This window comes from Frankia sp. QA3, from assembly GCF_000262465.1.
Lineage (GTDB): Bacteria > Actinomycetota > Actinomycetes > Frankiales > Frankiaceae > Frankia.
In genome coordinates, this window is record NZ_CM001489.1 from 4900647 (window position 1) to 4917983 (window position 17337).

Below are 17337 nucleotides of genomic sequence, written 5' to 3' on the forward strand. Positions count from 1 at the left end.
GCGGCGGAACTAGCGCAGCAGCGCGCCGAGCCACCCCTCGATGGCGTCGACACCGCTGTCCCGGTCGACGATCAACCAGGGCGAGACCCAGTTCCGGGCGGCCAGGTCCTCGTACATCCGCGCGCACCGCGCCTGCAGGCCGCCGTCGGTCTCGAAGGCGTCCAGCGGCCGGTCCGGGTCGTCGTCGGCCCGCGCCGCCGCGCCCGCACGTGCCTTGGCGACTGGGACCCGCAGCAGCACCTGCAGGTCGGGGGCGGGCAGGGCCAGCGAGCCGAGTTCGAGGTCGGCGACCCAGTCGGGGAAGCCGGCACGCTCGGCCGCCGGCAGCCGCGCCGCGCCGTAGGCGGCGTTCGACGCGATGTACCGGTCGAGGATGACCACGTCGTTGGCGTCGGCCAGGGCGTCGAGCTCGGGCCGCGACGCCGCCCGGTCGAGCGCGAACATCATCGCCGTGGCGCGGGGCGCGGCGGCCAGCGCGGCGAGCCGGGCATCGCCCCCGAGCAGCCCGCGCATGGCCGGGCCGAGGGGCTCGGCGGTGTACCGCGGGTAGGCCAGCGTCGCCACGCTGTGCCCGGAGTCGGTGAGCCGGCCGACGAGCTTGCCGGTCAGCGTGTTCTTTCCCGCCCCGTCGACGCCCTCGATAGCGATGATCATCCGATCACCGGCTGCTGGCGGAAGTGCTCCACGACCGCGTCGGACCAGCTCAGCAGCCGGCCGGCGAGGGTGGCGGGGATTCCCGCCCGGGCCGCCGCCGCCTCGATCCGGGCGTAGCGCAGCTCGGGCGGCAACAGCGCCACCGCGCCCGCCTTGCCCTGGAAGGTCGCCCAGAGCCCGGTGAGCGCCCGGCCGTCGATCGGCGGGAGGGCTGCGGCGGCGGTGCCGAGCACGGCCCGCGACCACCACCCATCCCCACGGATGACCGCCGACGCCGCCGGCTCGCCCCGCACCACGTCCAGCCCCCCGACGACCAGGTTGTTCGCGTTGCGGACCGCGACCAGGGGGTGCCGGTACTCAAGCTGGTCGCCCCGCTCGGCCAGGCAGGCCGCCAGATACCACAGCGACAGTAACGTCGGCGGCGTTCCCGACACGAGCATGCGGCCTCCCCGACGACGGCGTCCACCGGATCCGGTCGGGAGCGTAACAAGACGGGCGGGTCGCGGTCGGTACGCCGCGATCGGTACGCCACGTACGCCCACGGACGGATGGCACGCCGCCGCCGGCTCGCTACCGTCGCAGGTGATGACGAGCACGGACAGGTCAGTGGCCGCGCGGGCGGCGGCGCTCGCACGCCCGTCATTGCAGCCTGGGCAGCGAGCGCGCCGCCGGGGCCCCCTGCGTGCCGTCGGGGAGGTCGCGGCCCTGATCGCCATCGCCGCGGTGGTCATCGGCGGGTCGAACGGCGCCGCCCACGACCAGGTCCCACCTGCCCGCGCCCTCGACGCGCCGGCCTTCGTGCTGCTCGCCCTGCTCGCAGCGACCGTCCTGCTGCGCCGCCGGGCCCCGCTGGTGATGCTGCTCGCGACGAGCCTGCTGCTCGGCCTCTTCTTCGCCGCCGGCTGGGCTGGCTGGCCGGCCGGATGTCGCTGATGCTCACCCTGGTCGCGGTCGCGCTGATCGCCGCGCTCGTGCTCAGCGTGGCGGTGGGGCTCGCCGTCGCCGCGATCCGCGGGATCGACACGTCCGCCTGGTGGAGCGCCGACGGTTTCGGCCATCTCGCCTCGGGCTACCTCAACGCGCTGGTCGCCGCGGCCTTCTTCGGGGTGGCCGGCACGGTGCTCGGGCTCGTGCTGCGCTCGACCGCGCTCACCCTGGCGGTCGGGGTCGCCTGGACGTTCCCGATCGAGCACATCGTCCAGGACTCGTGGGGCGCGTCGACCCGCGTGTTCCCCGGCCTCGTGTTCGACGCGATCGGCCGGGGCGGCGTCGCCGAGGCCGGCTACGGGACGGCGTTGCTCGTCGGGACGGCATACGCGATCGGGGCCACCATGCTCGGGGCGGTTGCTCTGAGCCGCCGCGATGTCACCGCCTGATCACACAGACGGCATGGGAGCGGACGGCAGGCCCGGCAAAAGCCTATGATTGCCACCTAACGTGCCCGGCCGACGACGGAGGATCGGATGGCGCCTTCCGGACGGCAGCGGCACACCGCCTGCTCCGATCGCCCTGCCGCGTGAGCCCGTTCGACCGGCTCGTCCGCGAGCTCGACGGGACCGACGCCTACGCCGTCCTCGGTGTGAGCCGCTCCGCCGACCGCGCCGAGATCCGCCGCGCCTACCGGGCCCGGGTCCGCGCCCACCACCCGGACAACCCGGTCAGCCGGCATCCCGGCTCGATCCGCACGATGCAGCTCATCGTCGCCTCGCACGAGCTGCTCGACAAGTGGCGCGCCGACTACGACGCCCACACCGGCCGCCCCCACCGGGACGCGCACGCCACCCGCCCGCCCAAGGACACCCACACCACCCCACCGACCCGGGACGTCCGCGCCACCCCACCGTCCGGGGAGGTCCGCGCCACCCAGCCACCCACGGACGCCCGCGCCCGGCACCCCAGCCGCCGGGTGGCGGGCGGCGACGACACCACCGGCCACCACTTCTTCTCCAGCGGTCACCACTACTCGACCGGCTATCCGACGAGCCGGTTCCAGGGGCCGGGCACCCACCCCCACCGCCGGGCGGCCTGGTCGACGTCCCCGCCCACCCGGCCGACCGGCGCACCCGTCGGCAGCGCCCGACCGACGGGCCCCGGCGTCGATCTCGGCACCCACACCGGTCCCGCCGCCCACGCCGACTCCAGCGCCGCCACAGACTCCACCGCCCCCGCCGGCTTCAGCACGCGGGCTGCCTTCAGTACACGCACCGGCTTCAGCATCCGGACCGGCTTCAGCATCCGGACCGAGAACGGCACCCGAACCGAGAACGGCGTCCATCCCAATGCCAGGACCCGGCACGCACCGGATCCCCGGCCCTGGCCGCCGACCCGCCCGCCCGCGGGTGGCGGGGATCGGCTGCCGCAGCGGCGGGCGCCCAGCCACCGGGCCGTGCGGGTCCGCAACCACCTCGGCCTGTCCATCGTGGCGACCATCCTGTGTGCGCCCGTCGGGGCGTTCGGGCTGGTGTACTCGCTGCGGACCACCGACCGGCTCGCCCGGGGCGACGTGGCCGGGGCGCGGCTGGCCTCGCGGCGCTGCCGCGTCTGGTGCCTGGCCGCGACCGCCGCCGGCGTCGTCATCCTCGGCGTCCTGGCCGCCGTCGGGGGCCGTAACGGCCCGGGCTGACGGCAGCCCGATCCTTACGGCAGCCCGATCCTTACGGAGTGCTGCCGATCCCGGCTCCGCCGCCGAATGGACCGACGGCGGTGTTCACTGAACGATGTGGCATCCGACGGCACGCCGGTGGGACGACGGGTCGTCCTCGGCATGATCACCCTCGGTGCCGCGGGGGTCGCCTTCGGGGCGCCGGTGGAACGCGCCGTCGAGCGGGTGGTCACCCCGATCCGGGAGAAGGACCCGACGGGGCTGTCCGACCTCGTGCCCGTCGGGGGTTTCCGCTATTACACGGTGACCTCCAGCGTCCCCAGGCTCGGCCCGAACGACTACCGACTACGCCTGCACGGCCTGGTCGACCGGCCGCTGACGCTGACGCTGGCCGACCTCGGCCGGATGCGGCAGACAACCCTGGTCCGCGACTTCCAGTGCGTGACGGGCTGGCGGGTCGCAGCGGTGCACTGGTCGGGCGTGCTACTGCGCGACCTGCTCGCCGCGGCCGGCGTCCAGCCCACCGCCACCGCACTGACCTTCCGTTCCTTCGACGGTCTCTACGACGAGAGCCTCACTCTCGCCCAGGCCACCCGGCCGGACGTCCTGGTAGCGCTGACCATGCTCGGCGCGCCGGTGACGCACGACCACGGCGGCCCCGTCCGGCTGTACGTGGCGCCGATGTACGGCTACAAGTCGATCAAATGGCTGGACGAGATCGAGGTGGTCGACGCGGTCGCCCCGGGCTACTGGGAGCGCCAGGGGTACGACGTCGACGGCTGGGTCGGCCGGTCGAACGGGCGTGCCGATGAAGCCGTCTGACCCTCCGCCGCCGACCGCCCTCGCGTCGGGCCTGGTCCGCCGGTTCGGCCGAGTGCCCCGGTGGGTGCACTGGTCGACGGCGGCCCTGATGGGCTGCTGCCTTCTCACCGGCGCCACGCTCTACCTGCCGCAGCTGGCCCGGTTGGTGGGTCGCCGCCAGCTCGTCGAGACCGTTCACCTCTACGCCGGGCTCGCCCTGCCGGTGCCGATGCTCGCCGCGGCCGGTTCGGCCGGCTACCGCCGCGACCTGCGGGCGCTCAACCGGTTCACCGCGGCCGACCGCGCCTGGCTGCGCGCCAGCCTGCGGTTCGGCTCATGGCGGCGGGCCGCGGCGCGGGCCCGGATCGCCCCCGGCGTCGGGAAGTTCAACGCCGGGCAGAAGCTGTTCGCCGCCTTCGTGGCGGGGGGCGCCCTGGTGATGCTGGGCACCGGTGTGATCATGCAGTGGGGAGCCGGGCCGCTGGGCCCGATCCCGGTCGGCTACCGCACCGGCGCCACGTTCGTGCACGACCTGCTCGCCTACGGCCTGTTCTTCGGAGTCGTCGGGCATCTGTGGATGGCGGCCCACGACCCCGTCGCGCGGGTCGGGATGCGCACCGGCACGGTGCCCGTCTGGTGGGCCGCCCGGGAACATCCCGCGTGGTCGCCGGGGGCGGCCGGACCGGACCACCCCGCGCCGACGGGCGAGACCGCCGGCCGCGACGGCGGCACCAGTGCCAGCGGCGGCACCAGTGCCAGCGGCGGCGGCGGGATCAGTCGTTGCGCGACGCGATCGCCACAATGATCACAATGGCCACGATGTAGACCAGCAGGACCGCCACGAAGGCGATGAGCGAGACGATGCACCAACGTCTGGCCCGGCCCGACGCCTCCCGGGCACCCGCGAGGTTGCCGACCTGCAGCCGGGTCTGTGCCTGCGTGGCGTAGACGATCGCCACGATCCCCGTGGGCAGACAGCACAGCAACGTCGCGACGAGCGACTGCCACAGGTAGGTCCGGATGGGCCGGTCCGCGGCAGGCGTCGGGACGGCAGCCGGCAGTTGCTGCGGGTAGCCGCCGGGCTGACCGGACCCGTCCGGCCAGCCCGGGACGCCCGGCGGCCCCGAGAAGTCCGACCAGCCCGAGCCAGCCGACCGGGTCGAACTGTCCGGCCAGCCTGAACTGTCCGGCAGGCCCGTGGTGGTGGGGTCGGCGGGGCGCGGGTTCCACGGCGAGGGCGAGCCGACGTCGGACGGGTCCGGTCGCTCATCACCGGGCGGGCTGGTCACCGGCGGGCGCTCTCAGACCGCGATCGGCCCGAGCGTCGAATACGACGTGCCCGAGCTGCTGTCGAAACCGCCGGCCGCGGCCACGATGATGACGACGATCACCGGCACGAGGGCGGCAAGCGCCGAGATGATGCACCACAGCCGCGCCTTCTTGGAGGCGTCGAGCGCGCCGTTGACGTCGCCGATCTGCCGGCGGCCGTCGACCTTGGTCGCGTAGACGATCGCCACGACCCCCGCGGGCAGGCAGCACAGGATTGTCACGACGATCGACTGCCACAGGTAGGTCGGGATCGGTCGGCCGTACGGCGGCGGCGGGCCGAATCCGCCGGGGCCGCCGAAACCTCCGGGAGCCCCGTAGCCCGGGGGCGCGCCGTAGCCCTCCGGGCTTCCGAAGCCCTGCGGCGCGCCATACCCACCCGGCGGCGGTCCATAGCCCGGCGCGGGGGCCCCGTAGCCGCCCTGGCCGTAACCGCCCTGGCCCTGGCCGTAACCGTCCTGGCCGTAACCGCCCTGACCCTGGCCGTATCCGCCCTGACCCTGGCCGTATCCGCCCTGACCCTGGCCGTAACCGCCCTGGCCCTGGCCGTAACCGCCCTGGTCGTGACCGCCCTGCGGATACCCGCCCGGCGGGTACTCGGGTGGCTGGGACATACGGTGCACTCCTGATGTCGGCGGGGCGGCCGGGCCGAAGCCCGACCGCCGCCGCGCCTGGCTGCCATGACCACCGGGGCACCAGACCAGGTGTCGCCGGCTCGCGCCGGCCATGCACCCCGATCCCCGCGAAATCCCGTGGGTCACCGACGTGAACCACCACGGCGCCCCAGTCCGCGCGCACATTGTGACACAACCGGGATCTCTCTCCGCCATATGTCCACACCACGCGGCGCGATCGGAACGACCGGACCGCCAGGCCCTTGGACCGGCGAGCGGGCGGGGGTCCCCGAGGGGGCCGCCGAACCCATCAAACACACGACTCCCACAAGACACTCACATGGTTCGGGAGCCACCAGCCCGGACGAATCGCCCATAGCGCTCGACCAGGGACAACGGTTCAGATTCCGTCCGTGTAGGGTCTCGTCATATCTAACTAGGCAGGCAGCCGGGGCACCGAGGGGGTAACCCGGCGGCCAACCCATACATCTCAGGCCGCTGCGCGACATGGAGGTCATCAGCTTCGACGCCGAAGCAGGGACCCGGGGGGGTTCTGACGACGCCACCGCCACGCACGGAGGGATATCAGCGGTGAAACACCGACCGGAGGGCAACCCCAGCCCACCCAGAGCCCGAGCCGGCTCCCGACGTCGACGCCGCCGTCCATACCACCCTGCCTGGATCGCCTCACTCGGCGTTCTGGCCCTGATGGCCGCCGCCCTTGGCTGGAACATCGCCCCCGAGCGCGACTCGGTCGGCGAGAGCGGATCCACCACCGTCGAGGCAGCCGCCGCCCACGTGAACTCGCGCCCCCGCGGCGGCGATCCGAAGGCGACGCCCAGCGCGTCGACGCGGACGCGCGGCACGGGTCGCGGTCACGTCGTGGCCTCGCCGTCCCCCAGCCGGCCGGCCGCGGGTGCGGGGACCAGCACGACCGTTGCGAAGCCGGCGGCCCCGACCACCACCAGGCCGGCGGCCCCGACCACCAGGCCGCCGACGCAGCCCCCGGTCGTCCAGATACCCATCGTGCCCGTCAGCGGCGGGGGCGGCTCCGTGCCCGGCGGCATGAGCGGCGTCTCCGCCGGCTCGATGACGCAGGTGCGAGCGTGGGAGAGCTTCCGCGGCTCGCCCGTCAACGCCGTGCTCACCTTCACCGACCGGTCGAGCTGGCAGACCATCACCAACCCGTGGGTCGGCAGCGGGCCGGAGAAGTTCTCGACGTTCAACGGCACGTGGATCATCTCGCAGCCCTTCTACCCGACCGGCGGCGGCGACATGAACTCGTGCGCGAGTGGCGCCTACTCCAGCCGCTGGGCCGACTTCGGCCGCTGGCTGGTCAACAAGGGCCGCCCGGCGAGCATCGTCCGGCTCGCCTGGGAGTTCAACGGCAACTGGTTCCCCTGGTCGGTGTCCAAGACGAACGCCACCACCTGGGTGAACTGCTTCCGGCAGGTCGTCAGCGCGATCCGCTCGACGGACCCGCAGGCCCGCATCGACTGGGCGCTCAACGCCCACAGCGGCGGCGCCTGGTCGGTGTACCCGGGTGACCAGTACGTCGACATCATCGGGATCGACACCTACGACCAGTGGCCGGCGAGCACCACCGACGCGGCCTTCGCCAAGCAGTGCGCCGAGGCGACCGGGCTGTGCTCGGTGATCGCGTTTGCGCGGGCGCACGGCAAGCAGTTCTCAGTCCCGGAATGGGGCCTGGTCGGCAGGTCCGACACGGGCGCGGGCCGGGCCGGGCAGGCCGGCGGGGACAACCCCGTCTACATCCGCAACATGTACCAGACGTTCGCCGCGAACCGGGACGTGCTCGCCTACGAGACGTACTTCAACAACTCCGAGGCCGGCAACGTGCACTCGTCCCTGGTCGGCCCGAACGAGAACCCGAGCGGCGCCGCCAGCTACGCCTCGCTGTGGTGAACCGGGTGGCGGCCCGCCGCGGTGATCGCGCCGGGCCGCCACCCACCACCCACGCGCACCATGCGCCGACCGCCGACCGCCGACCGCCGACCGCCGGACGGGGCGGGCGGACGCCGACGGCGGTCACAGCCGGATCGGCGCCGTCGGCGGTCCCGCTCGCAGCCAGCCGTCGACGAGGTCGACCAGGCACGTCGGGTACACGGTCTGCTCCGTCGCCCGCAGCTCGGGCACGGTCCACCAGGCCCAGCCGAGGATCGACCGGCGCTCGATCTCCGTCCAGGACGACGGGTCGAGTTCGAGGCGGTGCGGGACCCGCGCGACGAAAAACGTCTCGAACTGCCGGTACTCGCGGCCCAGGTAGGTAAACGACGTCCGGCGGGTGGCGACCGCCGGCCCCGGGTCGGGGAGGCGGTACCCGACCTCCTCGAACACCTCCCGGACCGCGGCCTGCTCGGTGCTCTCCCCCGAGTCGAGGCCGCCGCCGGGCACGTGCCACCACTGCGGCGCGACGTCGAGGGTCGGATCATGTGACCTGAGCAGGAGTACCGCGTCGGAGGGGTCGACGAGCACGACCCGCGCGGCCAGGCGGGTTTGCGGGGCCATGCCGCCAGCCTCGCAGCCCGCGCCTCCTCAGATGCCCCCCACCGACACCCCGACCCCCCTATGTGGCGCGAATCGCCGCCGGCCAACCACCCACCTGGCCGGCCAACCGGCCGCCACGCTTATCCGGAGGGATAAGCCGCCATGCTTATCCGGAGGGATAAATCGGACGCGGAAGGGCTCCGGATATGCAGGGATCGAGGCCGGATCGTGGCCAAACCGAGCCAGGCCAGGCCGGGCTAGAGGCCGACGGGGGTGGCGCGCAGGCTCTCGACGTCGTCGTCGGCGCCGCGCAGCTCGACCCGCGCGACCTCGCTGCGCCCGAACGCGTAGAGGACGAGCTCCTCCGGCGGGCCCATGATCTCCACGGCCGGCTCGCCGGCGTGCAGGGTACGCCGGCCCGGCCGGTCTGTGCGCTCCGCCACGACGCCGAGGCCGGCCCGGCGGAACCCGGCGAATCCGATCAGCCGCAGGGCCGCCCACATCGCGTCGCGGCTCGTGTCGTCCAGCTCGCGCGGCTCCCAGCCGACGTCCGCGCGGCGGATGTCCTCGACGTGGACGAAGAACTCGATGAAGTTCGCCGCATCGTCGATCAGCCCGAGGCGAGTCGGCTGCCACCACGGTGGTCCGGCGCGGAAGGTCTCCACCAGCTCGGGATAGGTGTGGCCCCGCATGGTGGCCCGCTCGGCCCACTCGGTGATGCCGTGCAGGCTGTTGATGACCAGGCCGGGCGCGGCCCAGGGCACCCGCTCCCGGGTGACGAGGTGCGCGGCCAGATCGTGGTTGGTCCACCCTGTACAGAGGGTGGGATGACCTGGGCCGAGGTCGGTGAGCAGATCCGCGAGCGCCTGCCGCTGCGCACGGGCGCGGCGCTGGGCGGGTTCCGGTCCGGTCGCCATGAGCCGCACTCTAGGCGACGGCGGCCGTCGCGGGGCGCACCGCGATCGGCGTCGCGCATCGATTCCGTAATCTTCGCCCCGCCCGGGACCGGTAGGACGGCCACCCCCGGCAGGTCATCCGCCCAGCGGACGGCCGGCCACGCCGAGGCCACCGCCGGCGCCGGTGAGATGTCCCACCAGCGCGGTGTCGCCCGGCGGTGCGGCCGCGGACGGCGGGCCGGGCGGGCCTACTGCCCGGGCAGGCGGGCGACCGTCACGAAGAAGTCGTCGATGTGGCGCACCACAGCCACGAACCGGTCGAAGTCGACCGGCTTGGTGATGTAGGCGTTGGCGTGCAGGTCGTAGCTGCGCAGCACGTCCTCCTCCGCCTCGGAGGTGGTGAGCACCACCACCGGGATCCGCCGCAGCCGCTCGTCGGCCTTGACCTCGCGCAGCACCTCCCGCCCGTCGCGGCGCGGCAGGTTCAGGTCGAGCAGGATCAGGTCGGGGCGGGGCGCGCCCGCGTACTCTCCCTCGCCGCGCAGGTAGGCCAGCGCCTCGACGCCGTCGCTGACCACGTTGAGGTGGTTGCGCAGCTTGTGATCCTCGAACGCCTCCCGGGTCATCAGCACGTCCCCGGGATCGTCCTCGACGAGAAGCACCTCGACAGGGACGAGCGGCTCGCTCACGATGATCCTCCGGATGGCCTTGCGCTGCTGGGGGCGGGGGCAGGGGTGGACGGTGCGGGATCGGACGGTGCGGGATCGGACGGTGCCGGCGACGGCAGGCCGGCTGCCCCCACGGCGCTGACCAGCGCGGCCGGCTCGGACATCGAGGCCAGCAGTGACCGCTTCGGCAGCGTGAACCGGAAGGTCGTGCCGTGTTTCACCGTCGCGTCCAGCCAGATCCTGCCACCGTGGAACTCGGCGATCTTGCGGCACAGGGCCAGCCCGATGCCCGTACCCTCGTACACGTCCCGGCCGTGCAGGCGCTGAAAGATCACGAAGATCTTCTCGGCGTACTCCGGGTCGATCCCGATGCCGTTGTCCGCGCAGAAGAACTCCCAGTCCTCTTCCCGCTCGACGGCGCCGACATGCACGCGCGGGACCTCGTCGCCACGGAACTTCAGCGCGTTGCCGATCAGGTTCGCCAGCAGCTGGGTGAGCAGAACCGGGTCCCCCCGCACGACGGGCAGCTCGTCCGCGGTGACCTCGGCCTGCAGGCTCTCGATCGTCATGGACAGGGTGGTCGTGGCCCGGCCGAGGACCTCACCGAGCCCGATGTCGACGAAGCCCTCGGTGGTCCGCCCGACCCGGGAGAACGCGAGCAGGTCGTTGATGAGCTGCTGCATCCGCTTGGCGCCGTCGACGGCGAAGGCGATGTACTGCGTCCCCCGCTCGTCGAGCTTGTCGCCGTAGCGCCGCTCCAGCAGCTGGCAGAAGCTCGCCACCTTCCGCAGCGGCTCCTGCAGGTCGTGCGAGGCGACATAGGCGAACTGCTCCAGGTCACGGTTGGACCGCTGCAGCACCTCGGCCTGCGTCTCCACCGCGATGCGCGCCGCCCGCGCGACCCCCAGCTCGCCCAGGAGCTGCTGGCGCATCGACTCCACGTCGCCGGCCAGCGCGACGATGTCGGGCGGCCCGGTCTGTTCGACGACATGGACGAGATGGCCCGAGGCGACGGTCCGCGCGTCGCGAGCCATCTGCTCGATCGGCCGGGTGACCCACACCCGCAGCGCCCGTGCGATCACCGCGAGCAGGACGACCAGGACCAGCGCGCCGATCGCGAGACAGAGGACCAGGAAACGCAGCGCGGCGCCGACATTGTCCCGGGCCGCGATCGCCTGCACCCGCAGCGTCGACTCCAGATCGTCGGAGGCGGCGCGGACCGCGTCGAAGCGGGCCTTGCCGAGCTCCGGCGACAGCAGCGTCGCCGCGGTCGGCCCCCGCGTCCGGACCGCGGCGATGGCCGGGTCGGCGTAGTCGCGGTGCCATGCCCCGATCCGCGCCTCCAACGTGGCGAGCTTCGCGGGCAGGCCGGGCCGGTCGTCGAGCCACCGGTGCAGATCCGTCAGGTCGGCGCGTTCCTCCTGGCGACCGGCGTCGTAGGGCGCGAGGAAGTCCTCCCTGCCCTGGAGCAGGTAGCCGCGCATGCCGGTCTCCTGGTCGACCAGGCTGCCGACGAGCTGCGCGGAGCGGAGCAGCGCGGGCGCGAGGATGTCGCTACGGGTGTGGATGGCGTTGTCCAGCCGCACCAGCGACGACACGACGAGCCCGACGATGATGAGCAGCGCCGCCGCCGCGACCGAGTAGGTGACCCCCAGACGGCGCCGTAGCCGCCAGTTCCGCCCGAACCCGAACCGCTTCGGCGCGTCCCCATCGCCGCCCGCCGTCGGGCCGCCCGCCGTCGGGCCGCCCGCCGTCGGGCCGCCCGCCGTCGGGTCGCCCACCTGCGCCGAGGCGGCCGAGTCCGCGCCGGAAGGTTCTCCGGGCGATGCCATCAGTCGGCCCCCCACATCAGCAGCAGCAGGGCGACGTCGTCGGTGAGCGGGCCGCCGTTGCGGGCCTCGACCCGGTCGATGAGGCTGTCGAGCAGGCCGTCCGGTCCGTCCGGGGGCCACAGCTGGGCGATCTCGGGCAGCACGCCCTCCCAGCCGAGAGGCTCCCCGCCGGGCCCCTCCCGCCCCTCCAGCAGGCCGTCGGTCGCCAGCAGCAGCACCCACCGCGGGCCGAGTTCGACCAGCACCTCCTCGGTGAGGTCCTCGTCGAGGATGCCGAGGGCCGGCCCGACGACGTCGCCGGGAAGCGCGGCGAGCCGTGGGTGCAGCAGCGCGGGCGGCGGATGCCCGGCCAGGCGCATCCGCACCGAGTCCCGGTCGGGCGCGATCGAGAGGGCACAGACCGTGGCGAAGATCTCGTCGCGTTCACGTTCGCTGACCAGCACCCGCTGGAGATACCCGAGCCGGTCGGCCTCCGCAACCCCGGCCAGGACGAGGGTGCGCCAGGCGATGCGCAGGCTGACCCCGAGGGCGGCCTCGTCCGGGCCGTGCCCGCAGACGTCGCCGAGCAGCACGTGGACCGTCCCGTCGGGGGTGGACACCATGTCGTAGAAGTCGCCGCCGAGCAGCGACTGCTGCCGGCCGGGCCGGTAGCGGGCGGCGTGGCGCAGCCCGTGGTCGTCGTAGAGCGGACGGGGCAGCAGCCCGCGTTCGAGCCGGGCCCGCTCATCGGCCCGCAGCTCCGACTCACGCAGCGCCTGCGCCGCCGTGTCGGCCCGCTTGCGCTCGATCGCGTAGCGCACGGCGCGCACCAGGTCCCGCCCGTCGACCTGGCCCTTGACGAGGTAGTCCTGGGCGCCGGCGGCGACCGCCTGGGCGCCCCGGTACTCGTCGACCAGGCCGGTGAGCACGACGACCGGCGCGCCCGCCTCCACCGCCAGCAGCCGGCGCAGCGCCGAGAGGCCCTCGCTGTCGGGCAACCCGAGGTCCAGCAGCACGCAGGCGACCTGCTCGCTGCGGCGGACCGCCTCGGCCACGGTGCGCACCCGGCTCAGTTCGACCGGCGCCGCCACCTCGTCGAGCAGCTCGGACACCAGGAAGGCGTCCGCATCATCGTCCTCGACGAGGAGTACCGGCCAAACCGCATCCGCCGGTTCCGTTCCTGGCACCCGGACCGCGGTGCTCTCGGTTCCTGACACATCTCCTCGGCAGTGCACGACACGCGGGCCATATCGGCCCATCCTGGACCCGAAGCATGGCATGCCCATGGGCAACCGCGCGCAGTGGAACGCCGAACGCGCTATCCACTACCGCCGCCACCAGAGCGAGGTTAGGAACATTTCACCATCGGGTCAGGGCTTCCGGCGCCCGAACCGTCGGGGATCCGGCGGGCGACCACACCGGGCCCCGGCCCCGCGGCGGGCGGGCACCTGGCGGGCTCAGCGCCGCGGGCCGGTCCCGCGGGCGGCGGAAGGCTCCGGCTCGGACCCGGACCGGTCGGACCCGGACCGGTCGGACCCGGGGGCGGGCTGATCCGCCGCGGGCCACTCCGGGGCGGGCGAGGTGGGCCGACCCAGCAGGTACCAGCCCCACAGCCCGGCGGGCGCGGGAGCCCGCACCGGGGCACCGGCCACCTCGCGCGCGTCCATGACGTCGAGCAGGTGGTCGAAGCTGCCGAGCAGGCGGATCGCCAGGCTGCCGCCGAAGATCCCCCCGTGCCCCAGATGCGGGTGTGGCCGGGTCGGCGCGTGGCGCATGGCATCGGCGAAGCGCTCGAGCAGACGCTGGCGATCGGCCTCGGAGAGCCGTTCGGTGAGCTCACGCAGCAGCCCGTCCTCCGTCTTCGCGTGCTCGGCGAGCAGCGCCGCGAGGTCCCGGCGCAGGCTGGCGACGCTGTCCACCGGGTGATTGAGGTCGCCCTGCACGTACTGCTCGATGCCGCGCATCACCGACGAGCAGCGGCGGGCCAGCCGGCCCAGCTCCGCGACCCGCGCCCGACCCCCCGACACCCGGCGGGCCATCTCCGGGTAGACCACGGCCTCCATTGCGCTGAGGTGGGCGGAGACGGCCGCCACCGCCGCGTCGCTGGCGTGCAGCGCCTGGCGCGGATCGCTGGGCGGCGCGTCCGGGGCGCCGGCCGCGTCGCCGCCGTCGCGGGACAGCTCGATCAGATGGACGGCGTCCTTGTGCGCCGCGTCCACCAGGGTCGTCAACGTCTCAGCCATGATCACCTCGCCCGCAACGGGCCGATACCTAGCGGAGAGTTACCAGCACTGTGAAGTTACGCCTTCGCGACCGGGGCCGCATCCCGACGGTCCTCACGTAGCGGAACCGAGAGCACCACAAAAGGTGCTGGTCGCCCGCGCCGATGCCTACCGTAAGGAAGGATTCCACTACTATTGCGGGCATGGTTGGCAGTAATGTCCCTATGGCCCGGGACCAGGCAGTCTTCGCCGCCCGCTCACGCCTCGCCGACGTCCGGCGCCGGTTTCTCGGCCATGACCTTCCGCCCCTGGGGACCCTGATCGTCCGCCATCAGGTGGCGGTCCCGGACGGGGCTGAATGGCCCTGGGCCCTGGTGTCCAGCTGGCAGCACGCGACCCTGCTGGGTGGGCGCAGCCTGAACGACGGGGCGCACCCGTCGGTGGCGCACATCCGGATGGGCCGGCCGCTGCGCATCCGCAGCGCCGACGTCGTCGACTGGGCGATCATCGACGCCCGCGGCGAGATCGTCGAGGGCGCCTGGACCCGCCGGCTGCGGGCCCCCGCCGACTCACCCACCTGAGCCGCCTCACCCACCCGAGCCGCCTCACCCACCTGAGCCGCCTCGGCTGCCCGAGCCGCCTCGGCTGCCCGAACGGCCTCAACTGCCCGAGCGGCTCAGTCGTGCCAGCCGGTCAGCTCCATCCCGCGGGGATGCTCCAGCCGGAACGAGAACTCCACCCGCCCGGTCGCTCCCGGACCGAGCGCGAGCGTCCACGACAGCAGGCCGACGTCGGTCCGCTCGTCCGGTTCGGGCCGTGCCTGGAAGTCCCGGACGGTGACACTCTCGTGCCGGGAGACCGGGATCTGGTCGTGCACCACCGTCCGAATCGGCCGGGGGGTGTGATTGGTCACCTCGATGCGGTAGCCGGCCTCGATCCGTCGGTTGCCGCCGACCACGCGGCGGCCCGTCGCGCGGTGGACCAGCTCGCGCTCGACCCGCACCCGGTCGTCGACGCCGAGGTGCAGCTCGACCTCGGCCCCAGGCGGCACCGTGCCGATCGCGCCGCTGCCGGCGAAGTCCGCGCCGTGGAAGATCGAGACCTTGCCGGGCAGCAGGGTGTGCGGCGAGGTGTTGGTGATGGTGGCCCGCAGGTAGGCATCGGGCGAGATCCTGGGGACGGTCAGATGATCGAGGGCGGCGTCGAACTCGATCACCGCGACGGTGACGCGGTGCCCGTCCCCGTCGGCCGGGACCGCGACCCGGCGGGGCGGCCGGTACGTCGCCGACCCGGCGAAGTCGATCTCCGGCTCGTCGGCGACCAGCGTCCTCATGGTCTGCTTCGCCTTCGCCCGCCCCCGGGACGACCCCAGCGGCATCGAGCTGGCGAACTCCATCGCCGTCGGGGCCGCGGCCGGCGGCGGGGGCGGTGGCGGTTGACGCAGGTCCACGAACTGGGGGGTGAGCTCGGGCAGCTTCGCGTGCGCCGCCGGGCGGGCCGTCGAGAGCACCAGATCGGCGGCCGGCCAGTCCTCGCCGCTGCGCTGGGTGATCAGCGCGAACCAGGTCAGCGTTACCCGCTCCCCGTCGAGGCGAGCGTCGTAGCCGGCCCGCCAGCCCGCGGTCGGGACCAGGTACGACACCTCCAGCTCGACCTCGGTGCCCTCGGCGGCGTCGGCGTCAGGGCCGGCCTCGTTATCAGCGTCGAGGGCGGTGTCGGCGTCGGCGGCGTCGGCGTCGGCGGCGTCGAGGTCGGCGGCGAGGGCGACGACGACGGTGCGGGTGTCCGGGAGGCGGGGGGCCTGCCGGGCCTCGATCGTCCGGTCCAGCGCCGCGATCCGCCGTTCGAGCTCGGCTCGGCGCTCGGCGAGGGCGCGGCGGCGGGCGTGGACCTCGCCGATCCTGGTCGCGAGCAGGTCCTCGGCGGCGGCCAACCCCTCGGCGGCGCCGGCGGCCGAGGCCCAGGACCGGGCCAGGGCTGCGGCCCCGGTGCGCGCCGCGACGTCGAGGAAGCCCCGCCGGGCCTGCTCGGCGTCATCCTCGTCGGCGACGGCGGACAGCTCTGCTGCCAGCGCGAGCCGGCGCGCGGCGAGGTCGGCGCCGGCGGTGTCGGCGGCCTGCGGGTGCGTCCGGGCAACCACGTCGACCCCGAGCACCCGGGCCGGCCCCCGGCCACCGACGCGGACCGAGTCGGGCGCGAGCTCCCATGGCAGGCCGTCCAGCTCGACCCGGACCCCGGTCACCGCGGATCCGTCGCCCGCGGGGACGGGCAGCCGGACCCGGCCGAGCCGGGTGATCCGGGCACCGCGGGGGTGGACGACGACACCGGCGATCGGCGCGTCGAGTCGCACGGGCTGCGGCGGGTCGTCGGTCACCATGACGGGTCACACTAGTCCCGGACGATCAGCCTGCGGCGCAGCGGATCCGCCCCGCCGAGCCGGCGAGCGACCGGTGCGCCGAGAACCAGCCGACGGGGGGCGGTGACGCCCGACGGGAAGGATCGTGGTCCGGGTCTCAGCCGGCGAGGAACTCGTCAAGGTCGGGCACGACGCGCGTCTCGTCCTCGACCACGAGGCCGCCGACGTCGGCGAACCCCGGCGGCCCGGGCTGGGCGAGCACGATCGAACCGGCGCCGTGGCGGATCGTCAGGCGCCGACCGAGCGCGGCGGCCAGCAGCATGGACGCCGATCCGCACGCCTCGTCCTCGGCGACCCCGTGGCGTTCACCGAAGGCGCGAGCCCGGACGATCCCGGCGGTCTCGTCCAGCCATGCCCAGACCTGCATCAGGTCGTCGCCGGGCGGGCGGGGCAGCTCGATCGCGTCGACCTCGGCCGCGTCCGCGAGCTGACGGTGCGCCCAGGGGGGAACGGCGGCCAGCGCGCCGCGAATCCACACCCGGCCGGCCTCCTGCCAGCTCACGGCGTCGCCGCCCGCCGGGCGCAGGGTCTGCGGATGTCCGCCGAGCAGCCGGCCCAGCAGCCAGGCGACGCCCACCAGGGCGTCGCCGGCGGTGGGCAGCTGCCGGTCGGGGGTGTAGACGGCCAGGTCCGCCTGCTCCGGGTCGTCGACGAAGACCGTGGCCGGGGTGCCGAGACGGTGCGCGGTCAGGGCGCGGTCCCGGGGATCCGCAAGCAGTTTCCCGGCGTCGAGGATGACCGCGAGCAGGCTCCCCCCGGCGCCGGTCTCGTCGGCGAACACCCGCAGCACGCGTACCTCGAGCTCGCTCACCTGATCCT

The 17337-nt window shown here is 73.9% G+C and carries 20 protein-coding genes; 7 read left to right on the top strand and 13 right to left on the bottom strand.

The window, feature by feature from the left end:
- Positions 1 to 9 precede the first annotated feature (9 nt).
- The gene (locus FRAQA3DRAFT_RS20095; protein WP_009740889.1) at positions 10 to 654 is read right to left on the bottom strand and encodes a dTMP kinase; all 645 of its coding nucleotides are present in this window, start codon (positions 652 to 654) and stop codon (positions 10 to 12) included.
- A complete protein-coding gene (locus FRAQA3DRAFT_RS20100) occupies positions 651 to 1094 on the bottom strand; it encodes a hypothetical protein (RefSeq protein ID WP_009740890.1) in 444 nt (147 codons plus the stop codon). The genes FRAQA3DRAFT_RS20095 and FRAQA3DRAFT_RS20100 overlap by 4 nt, the downstream gene beginning before the upstream one ends.
- Before the next feature lie 145 nt (positions 1095 to 1239).
- Between FRAQA3DRAFT_RS20100 and FRAQA3DRAFT_RS36180 the strand changes: the two genes are divergently transcribed.
- The 5 genes from FRAQA3DRAFT_RS36180 to FRAQA3DRAFT_RS20120 all read left to right on the top strand — a co-directional run bounded on the left by FRAQA3DRAFT_RS36180 (position 1240) and on the right by FRAQA3DRAFT_RS20120 (position 4862).
- Positions 1240 to 1587 (top strand): hypothetical protein, encoded by a 348-nt coding sequence (locus FRAQA3DRAFT_RS36180; protein WP_198286936.1) that lies wholly within the window; start codon positions 1240 to 1242, stop codon positions 1585 to 1587.
- Positions 1587 to 2030: a hypothetical protein gene (locus FRAQA3DRAFT_RS20105; RefSeq protein ID WP_198286937.1), complete on the top strand. Its 444-nt coding sequence runs from the start codon at positions 1587 to 1589 to the stop codon at positions 2028 to 2030. Before FRAQA3DRAFT_RS36180 ends, FRAQA3DRAFT_RS20105 begins: the two co-directional genes overlap by 1 nt.
- 140 nt (positions 2031 to 2170) lie before the next feature.
- Entirely contained in the window at positions 2171 to 3277 is a 1107-nt protein-coding gene (locus FRAQA3DRAFT_RS31705; RefSeq protein WP_009740892.1) for a CD225/dispanin family protein, read from the top strand.
- A 141-nt stretch (positions 3278 to 3418) separates the two neighbouring features.
- The gene (locus FRAQA3DRAFT_RS20115; protein WP_009740893.1) at positions 3419 to 4078 is read left to right on the top strand and encodes a molybdopterin-dependent oxidoreductase; all 660 of its coding nucleotides are present in this window, start codon (positions 3419 to 3421) and stop codon (positions 4076 to 4078) included.
- Positions 4065 to 4862 carry a cytochrome b/b6 domain-containing protein gene (locus FRAQA3DRAFT_RS20120; protein ID WP_009740894.1) on the top strand — a complete coding sequence of 266 codons (798 nt, stop codon included), beginning with the start codon at positions 4065 to 4067 and terminating at the stop codon, positions 4860 to 4862. Before FRAQA3DRAFT_RS20115 ends, FRAQA3DRAFT_RS20120 begins: the two co-directional genes overlap by 14 nt.
- On the opposite strand, the gene FRAQA3DRAFT_RS20125 is transcribed toward FRAQA3DRAFT_RS20120, so the two are convergent.
- The 3 genes from FRAQA3DRAFT_RS20125 to FRAQA3DRAFT_RS37465 all read right to left on the bottom strand — a co-directional run bounded on the left by FRAQA3DRAFT_RS20125 (position 4831) and on the right by FRAQA3DRAFT_RS37465 (position 7064).
- The gene (locus FRAQA3DRAFT_RS20125) at positions 4831 to 5346 is read right to left on the bottom strand and encodes a CD225/dispanin family protein (RefSeq protein WP_009740895.1); all 516 of its coding nucleotides are present in this window, start codon (positions 5344 to 5346) and stop codon (positions 4831 to 4833) included. The two genes, FRAQA3DRAFT_RS20120 and FRAQA3DRAFT_RS20125, sit on opposite strands and share 32 nt — an antisense overlap.
- 12 nt (positions 5347 to 5358) lie before the next feature.
- Positions 5359 to 5997: a CD225/dispanin family protein gene (locus tag FRAQA3DRAFT_RS20130; RefSeq protein WP_009740896.1), complete on the bottom strand. Its 639-nt coding sequence runs from the start codon at positions 5995 to 5997 to the stop codon at positions 5359 to 5361.
- Positions 5998 to 6872: 875 nt separating this feature from the next.
- Entirely contained in the window at positions 6873 to 7064 is a 192-nt protein-coding gene (locus FRAQA3DRAFT_RS37465) for a hypothetical protein (protein WP_232291676.1), read from the bottom strand.
- Between FRAQA3DRAFT_RS37465 and FRAQA3DRAFT_RS37470 the strand changes: the two genes are divergently transcribed.
- Positions 7063 to 7923 carry a glycoside hydrolase family 26 protein gene (locus tag FRAQA3DRAFT_RS37470; RefSeq protein WP_232291677.1) on the top strand — a complete coding sequence of 287 codons (861 nt, stop codon included), beginning with the start codon at positions 7063 to 7065 and terminating at the stop codon, positions 7921 to 7923. The two genes, FRAQA3DRAFT_RS37465 and FRAQA3DRAFT_RS37470, sit on opposite strands and share 2 nt — an antisense overlap.
- A 123-nt stretch (positions 7924 to 8046) precedes the next feature.
- Here FRAQA3DRAFT_RS37470 and FRAQA3DRAFT_RS20140 read toward each other — a convergent pair whose 3' ends face one another.
- The 6 genes from FRAQA3DRAFT_RS20140 to FRAQA3DRAFT_RS20165 form a co-directional block, all read right to left on the bottom strand.
- Positions 8047 to 8526, bottom strand: coding sequence for an NUDIX hydrolase (locus FRAQA3DRAFT_RS20140; RefSeq protein WP_009740898.1), 480 nt, complete (start codon positions 8524 to 8526; stop codon positions 8047 to 8049).
- A gap of 236 nt (positions 8527 to 8762) precedes the next feature.
- A complete protein-coding gene (locus FRAQA3DRAFT_RS20145) occupies positions 8763 to 9422 on the bottom strand; it encodes a TIGR03085 family metal-binding protein (RefSeq protein WP_009740899.1) in 660 nt (219 codons plus the stop codon).
- Between the two features lie 227 nt (positions 9423 to 9649).
- Complete coding sequence (locus FRAQA3DRAFT_RS20150) at positions 9650 to 10090, bottom strand: response regulator (protein ID WP_009740900.1); 441 nt, start codon at positions 10088 to 10090, stop codon at positions 9650 to 9652.
- Positions 10087 to 11901, bottom strand: coding sequence for a CHASE3 domain-containing protein (locus FRAQA3DRAFT_RS20155; RefSeq protein ID WP_009740901.1), 1815 nt, complete (start codon positions 11899 to 11901; stop codon positions 10087 to 10089). The genes FRAQA3DRAFT_RS20150 and FRAQA3DRAFT_RS20155 overlap by 4 nt, the downstream gene beginning before the upstream one ends.
- Positions 11901 to 13097 carry a PP2C family protein-serine/threonine phosphatase gene (locus FRAQA3DRAFT_RS20160; RefSeq protein ID WP_009740902.1) on the bottom strand — a complete coding sequence of 399 codons (1197 nt, stop codon included), beginning with the start codon at positions 13095 to 13097 and terminating at the stop codon, positions 11901 to 11903. Before FRAQA3DRAFT_RS20160 ends, FRAQA3DRAFT_RS20155 begins: the two co-directional genes overlap by 1 nt.
- A 240-nt stretch (positions 13098 to 13337) precedes the next feature.
- Complete coding sequence (locus tag FRAQA3DRAFT_RS20165) at positions 13338 to 14123, bottom strand: hemerythrin domain-containing protein (RefSeq protein ID WP_009740903.1); 786 nt, start codon at positions 14121 to 14123, stop codon at positions 13338 to 13340.
- Between the two features lie 203 nt (positions 14124 to 14326).
- Here FRAQA3DRAFT_RS20165 and FRAQA3DRAFT_RS20170 point away from each other — a divergent pair, with 203 nt between their 5' ends.
- Complete coding sequence (locus tag FRAQA3DRAFT_RS20170) at positions 14327 to 14683, top strand: hypothetical protein (RefSeq protein WP_157467517.1); 357 nt, start codon at positions 14327 to 14329, stop codon at positions 14681 to 14683.
- Positions 14684 to 14778: 95 nt separating this feature from the next.
- On the opposite strand, the gene FRAQA3DRAFT_RS20175 is transcribed toward FRAQA3DRAFT_RS20170, so the two are convergent.
- Together FRAQA3DRAFT_RS20175 and FRAQA3DRAFT_RS20180 are read right to left on the bottom strand one after the other, a co-directional pair.
- Complete coding sequence (locus FRAQA3DRAFT_RS20175; RefSeq protein WP_009740905.1) at positions 14779 to 16479, bottom strand: DUF4139 domain-containing protein; 1701 nt, start codon at positions 16477 to 16479, stop codon at positions 14779 to 14781.
- Between the two features lie 136 nt (positions 16480 to 16615).
- Entirely contained in the window at positions 16616 to 17329 is a 714-nt protein-coding gene (locus tag FRAQA3DRAFT_RS20180) for a PhzF family phenazine biosynthesis protein (RefSeq protein ID WP_009740906.1), read from the bottom strand.
- Positions 17330 to 17337: the final 8 nt, after the last annotated feature.

What these genes read in the sequence shown, in the direction of transcription:
- FRAQA3DRAFT_RS20095 (WP_009740889.1), bottom strand. Translation starts at nt 654, where the DNA reads ATGATCATCGCTATCGAGGGCGTCGACGGGGCGGGAAAGAACACGCTG.
- FRAQA3DRAFT_RS20100 (WP_009740890.1), bottom strand. Translation starts at nt 1,094, where the DNA reads ATGCTCGTGTCGGGAACGCCGCCGACGTTACTGTCGCTGTGGTATCTG.
- FRAQA3DRAFT_RS36180 (WP_198286936.1), top strand. Translation starts at nt 1,240, where the DNA reads ATGACGAGCACGGACAGGTCAGTGGCCGCGCGGGCGGCGGCGCTCGCA.
- FRAQA3DRAFT_RS20105 (WP_198286937.1), top strand. Translation starts at nt 1,587, where the DNA reads ATGCTCACCCTGGTCGCGGTCGCGCTGATCGCCGCGCTCGTGCTCAGC.
- FRAQA3DRAFT_RS20115 (WP_009740893.1), top strand. Translation starts at nt 3,419, where the DNA reads ATGATCACCCTCGGTGCCGCGGGGGTCGCCTTCGGGGCGCCGGTGGAA.
- FRAQA3DRAFT_RS20120 (WP_009740894.1), top strand. Translation starts at nt 4,065, where the DNA reads ATGAAGCCGTCTGACCCTCCGCCGCCGACCGCCCTCGCGTCGGGCCTG.
- FRAQA3DRAFT_RS20130 (WP_009740896.1), bottom strand. Translation starts at nt 5,997, where the DNA reads ATGTCCCAGCCACCCGAGTACCCGCCGGGCGGGTATCCGCAGGGCGGT.
- FRAQA3DRAFT_RS37470 (WP_232291677.1), top strand. Translation starts at nt 7,063, where the DNA reads ATGAGCGGCGTCTCCGCCGGCTCGATGACGCAGGTGCGAGCGTGGGAG.
- FRAQA3DRAFT_RS37465 (WP_232291676.1), bottom strand. Translation starts at nt 7,064, where the DNA reads ATGCCGCCGGGCACGGAGCCGCCCCCGCCGCTGACGGGCACGATGGGT.
- FRAQA3DRAFT_RS20140 (WP_009740898.1), bottom strand. Translation starts at nt 8,526, where the DNA reads ATGGCCCCGCAAACCCGCCTGGCCGCGCGGGTCGTGCTCGTCGACCCC.
- FRAQA3DRAFT_RS20145 (WP_009740899.1), bottom strand. Translation starts at nt 9,422, where the DNA reads ATGGCGACCGGACCGGAACCCGCCCAGCGCCGCGCCCGTGCGCAGCGG.
- FRAQA3DRAFT_RS20155 (WP_009740901.1), bottom strand. Translation starts at nt 11,901, where the DNA reads ATGGCATCGCCCGGAGAACCTTCCGGCGCGGACTCGGCCGCCTCGGCG.
- FRAQA3DRAFT_RS20165 (WP_009740903.1), bottom strand. Translation starts at nt 14,123, where the DNA reads ATGGCTGAGACGTTGACGACCCTGGTGGACGCGGCGCACAAGGACGCC.
- FRAQA3DRAFT_RS20170 (WP_157467517.1), top strand. Translation starts at nt 14,327, where the DNA reads ATGGCCCGGGACCAGGCAGTCTTCGCCGCCCGCTCACGCCTCGCCGAC.
- FRAQA3DRAFT_RS20175 (WP_009740905.1), bottom strand. Translation starts at nt 16,479, where the DNA reads ATGGTGACCGACGACCCGCCGCAGCCCGTGCGACTCGACGCGCCGATC.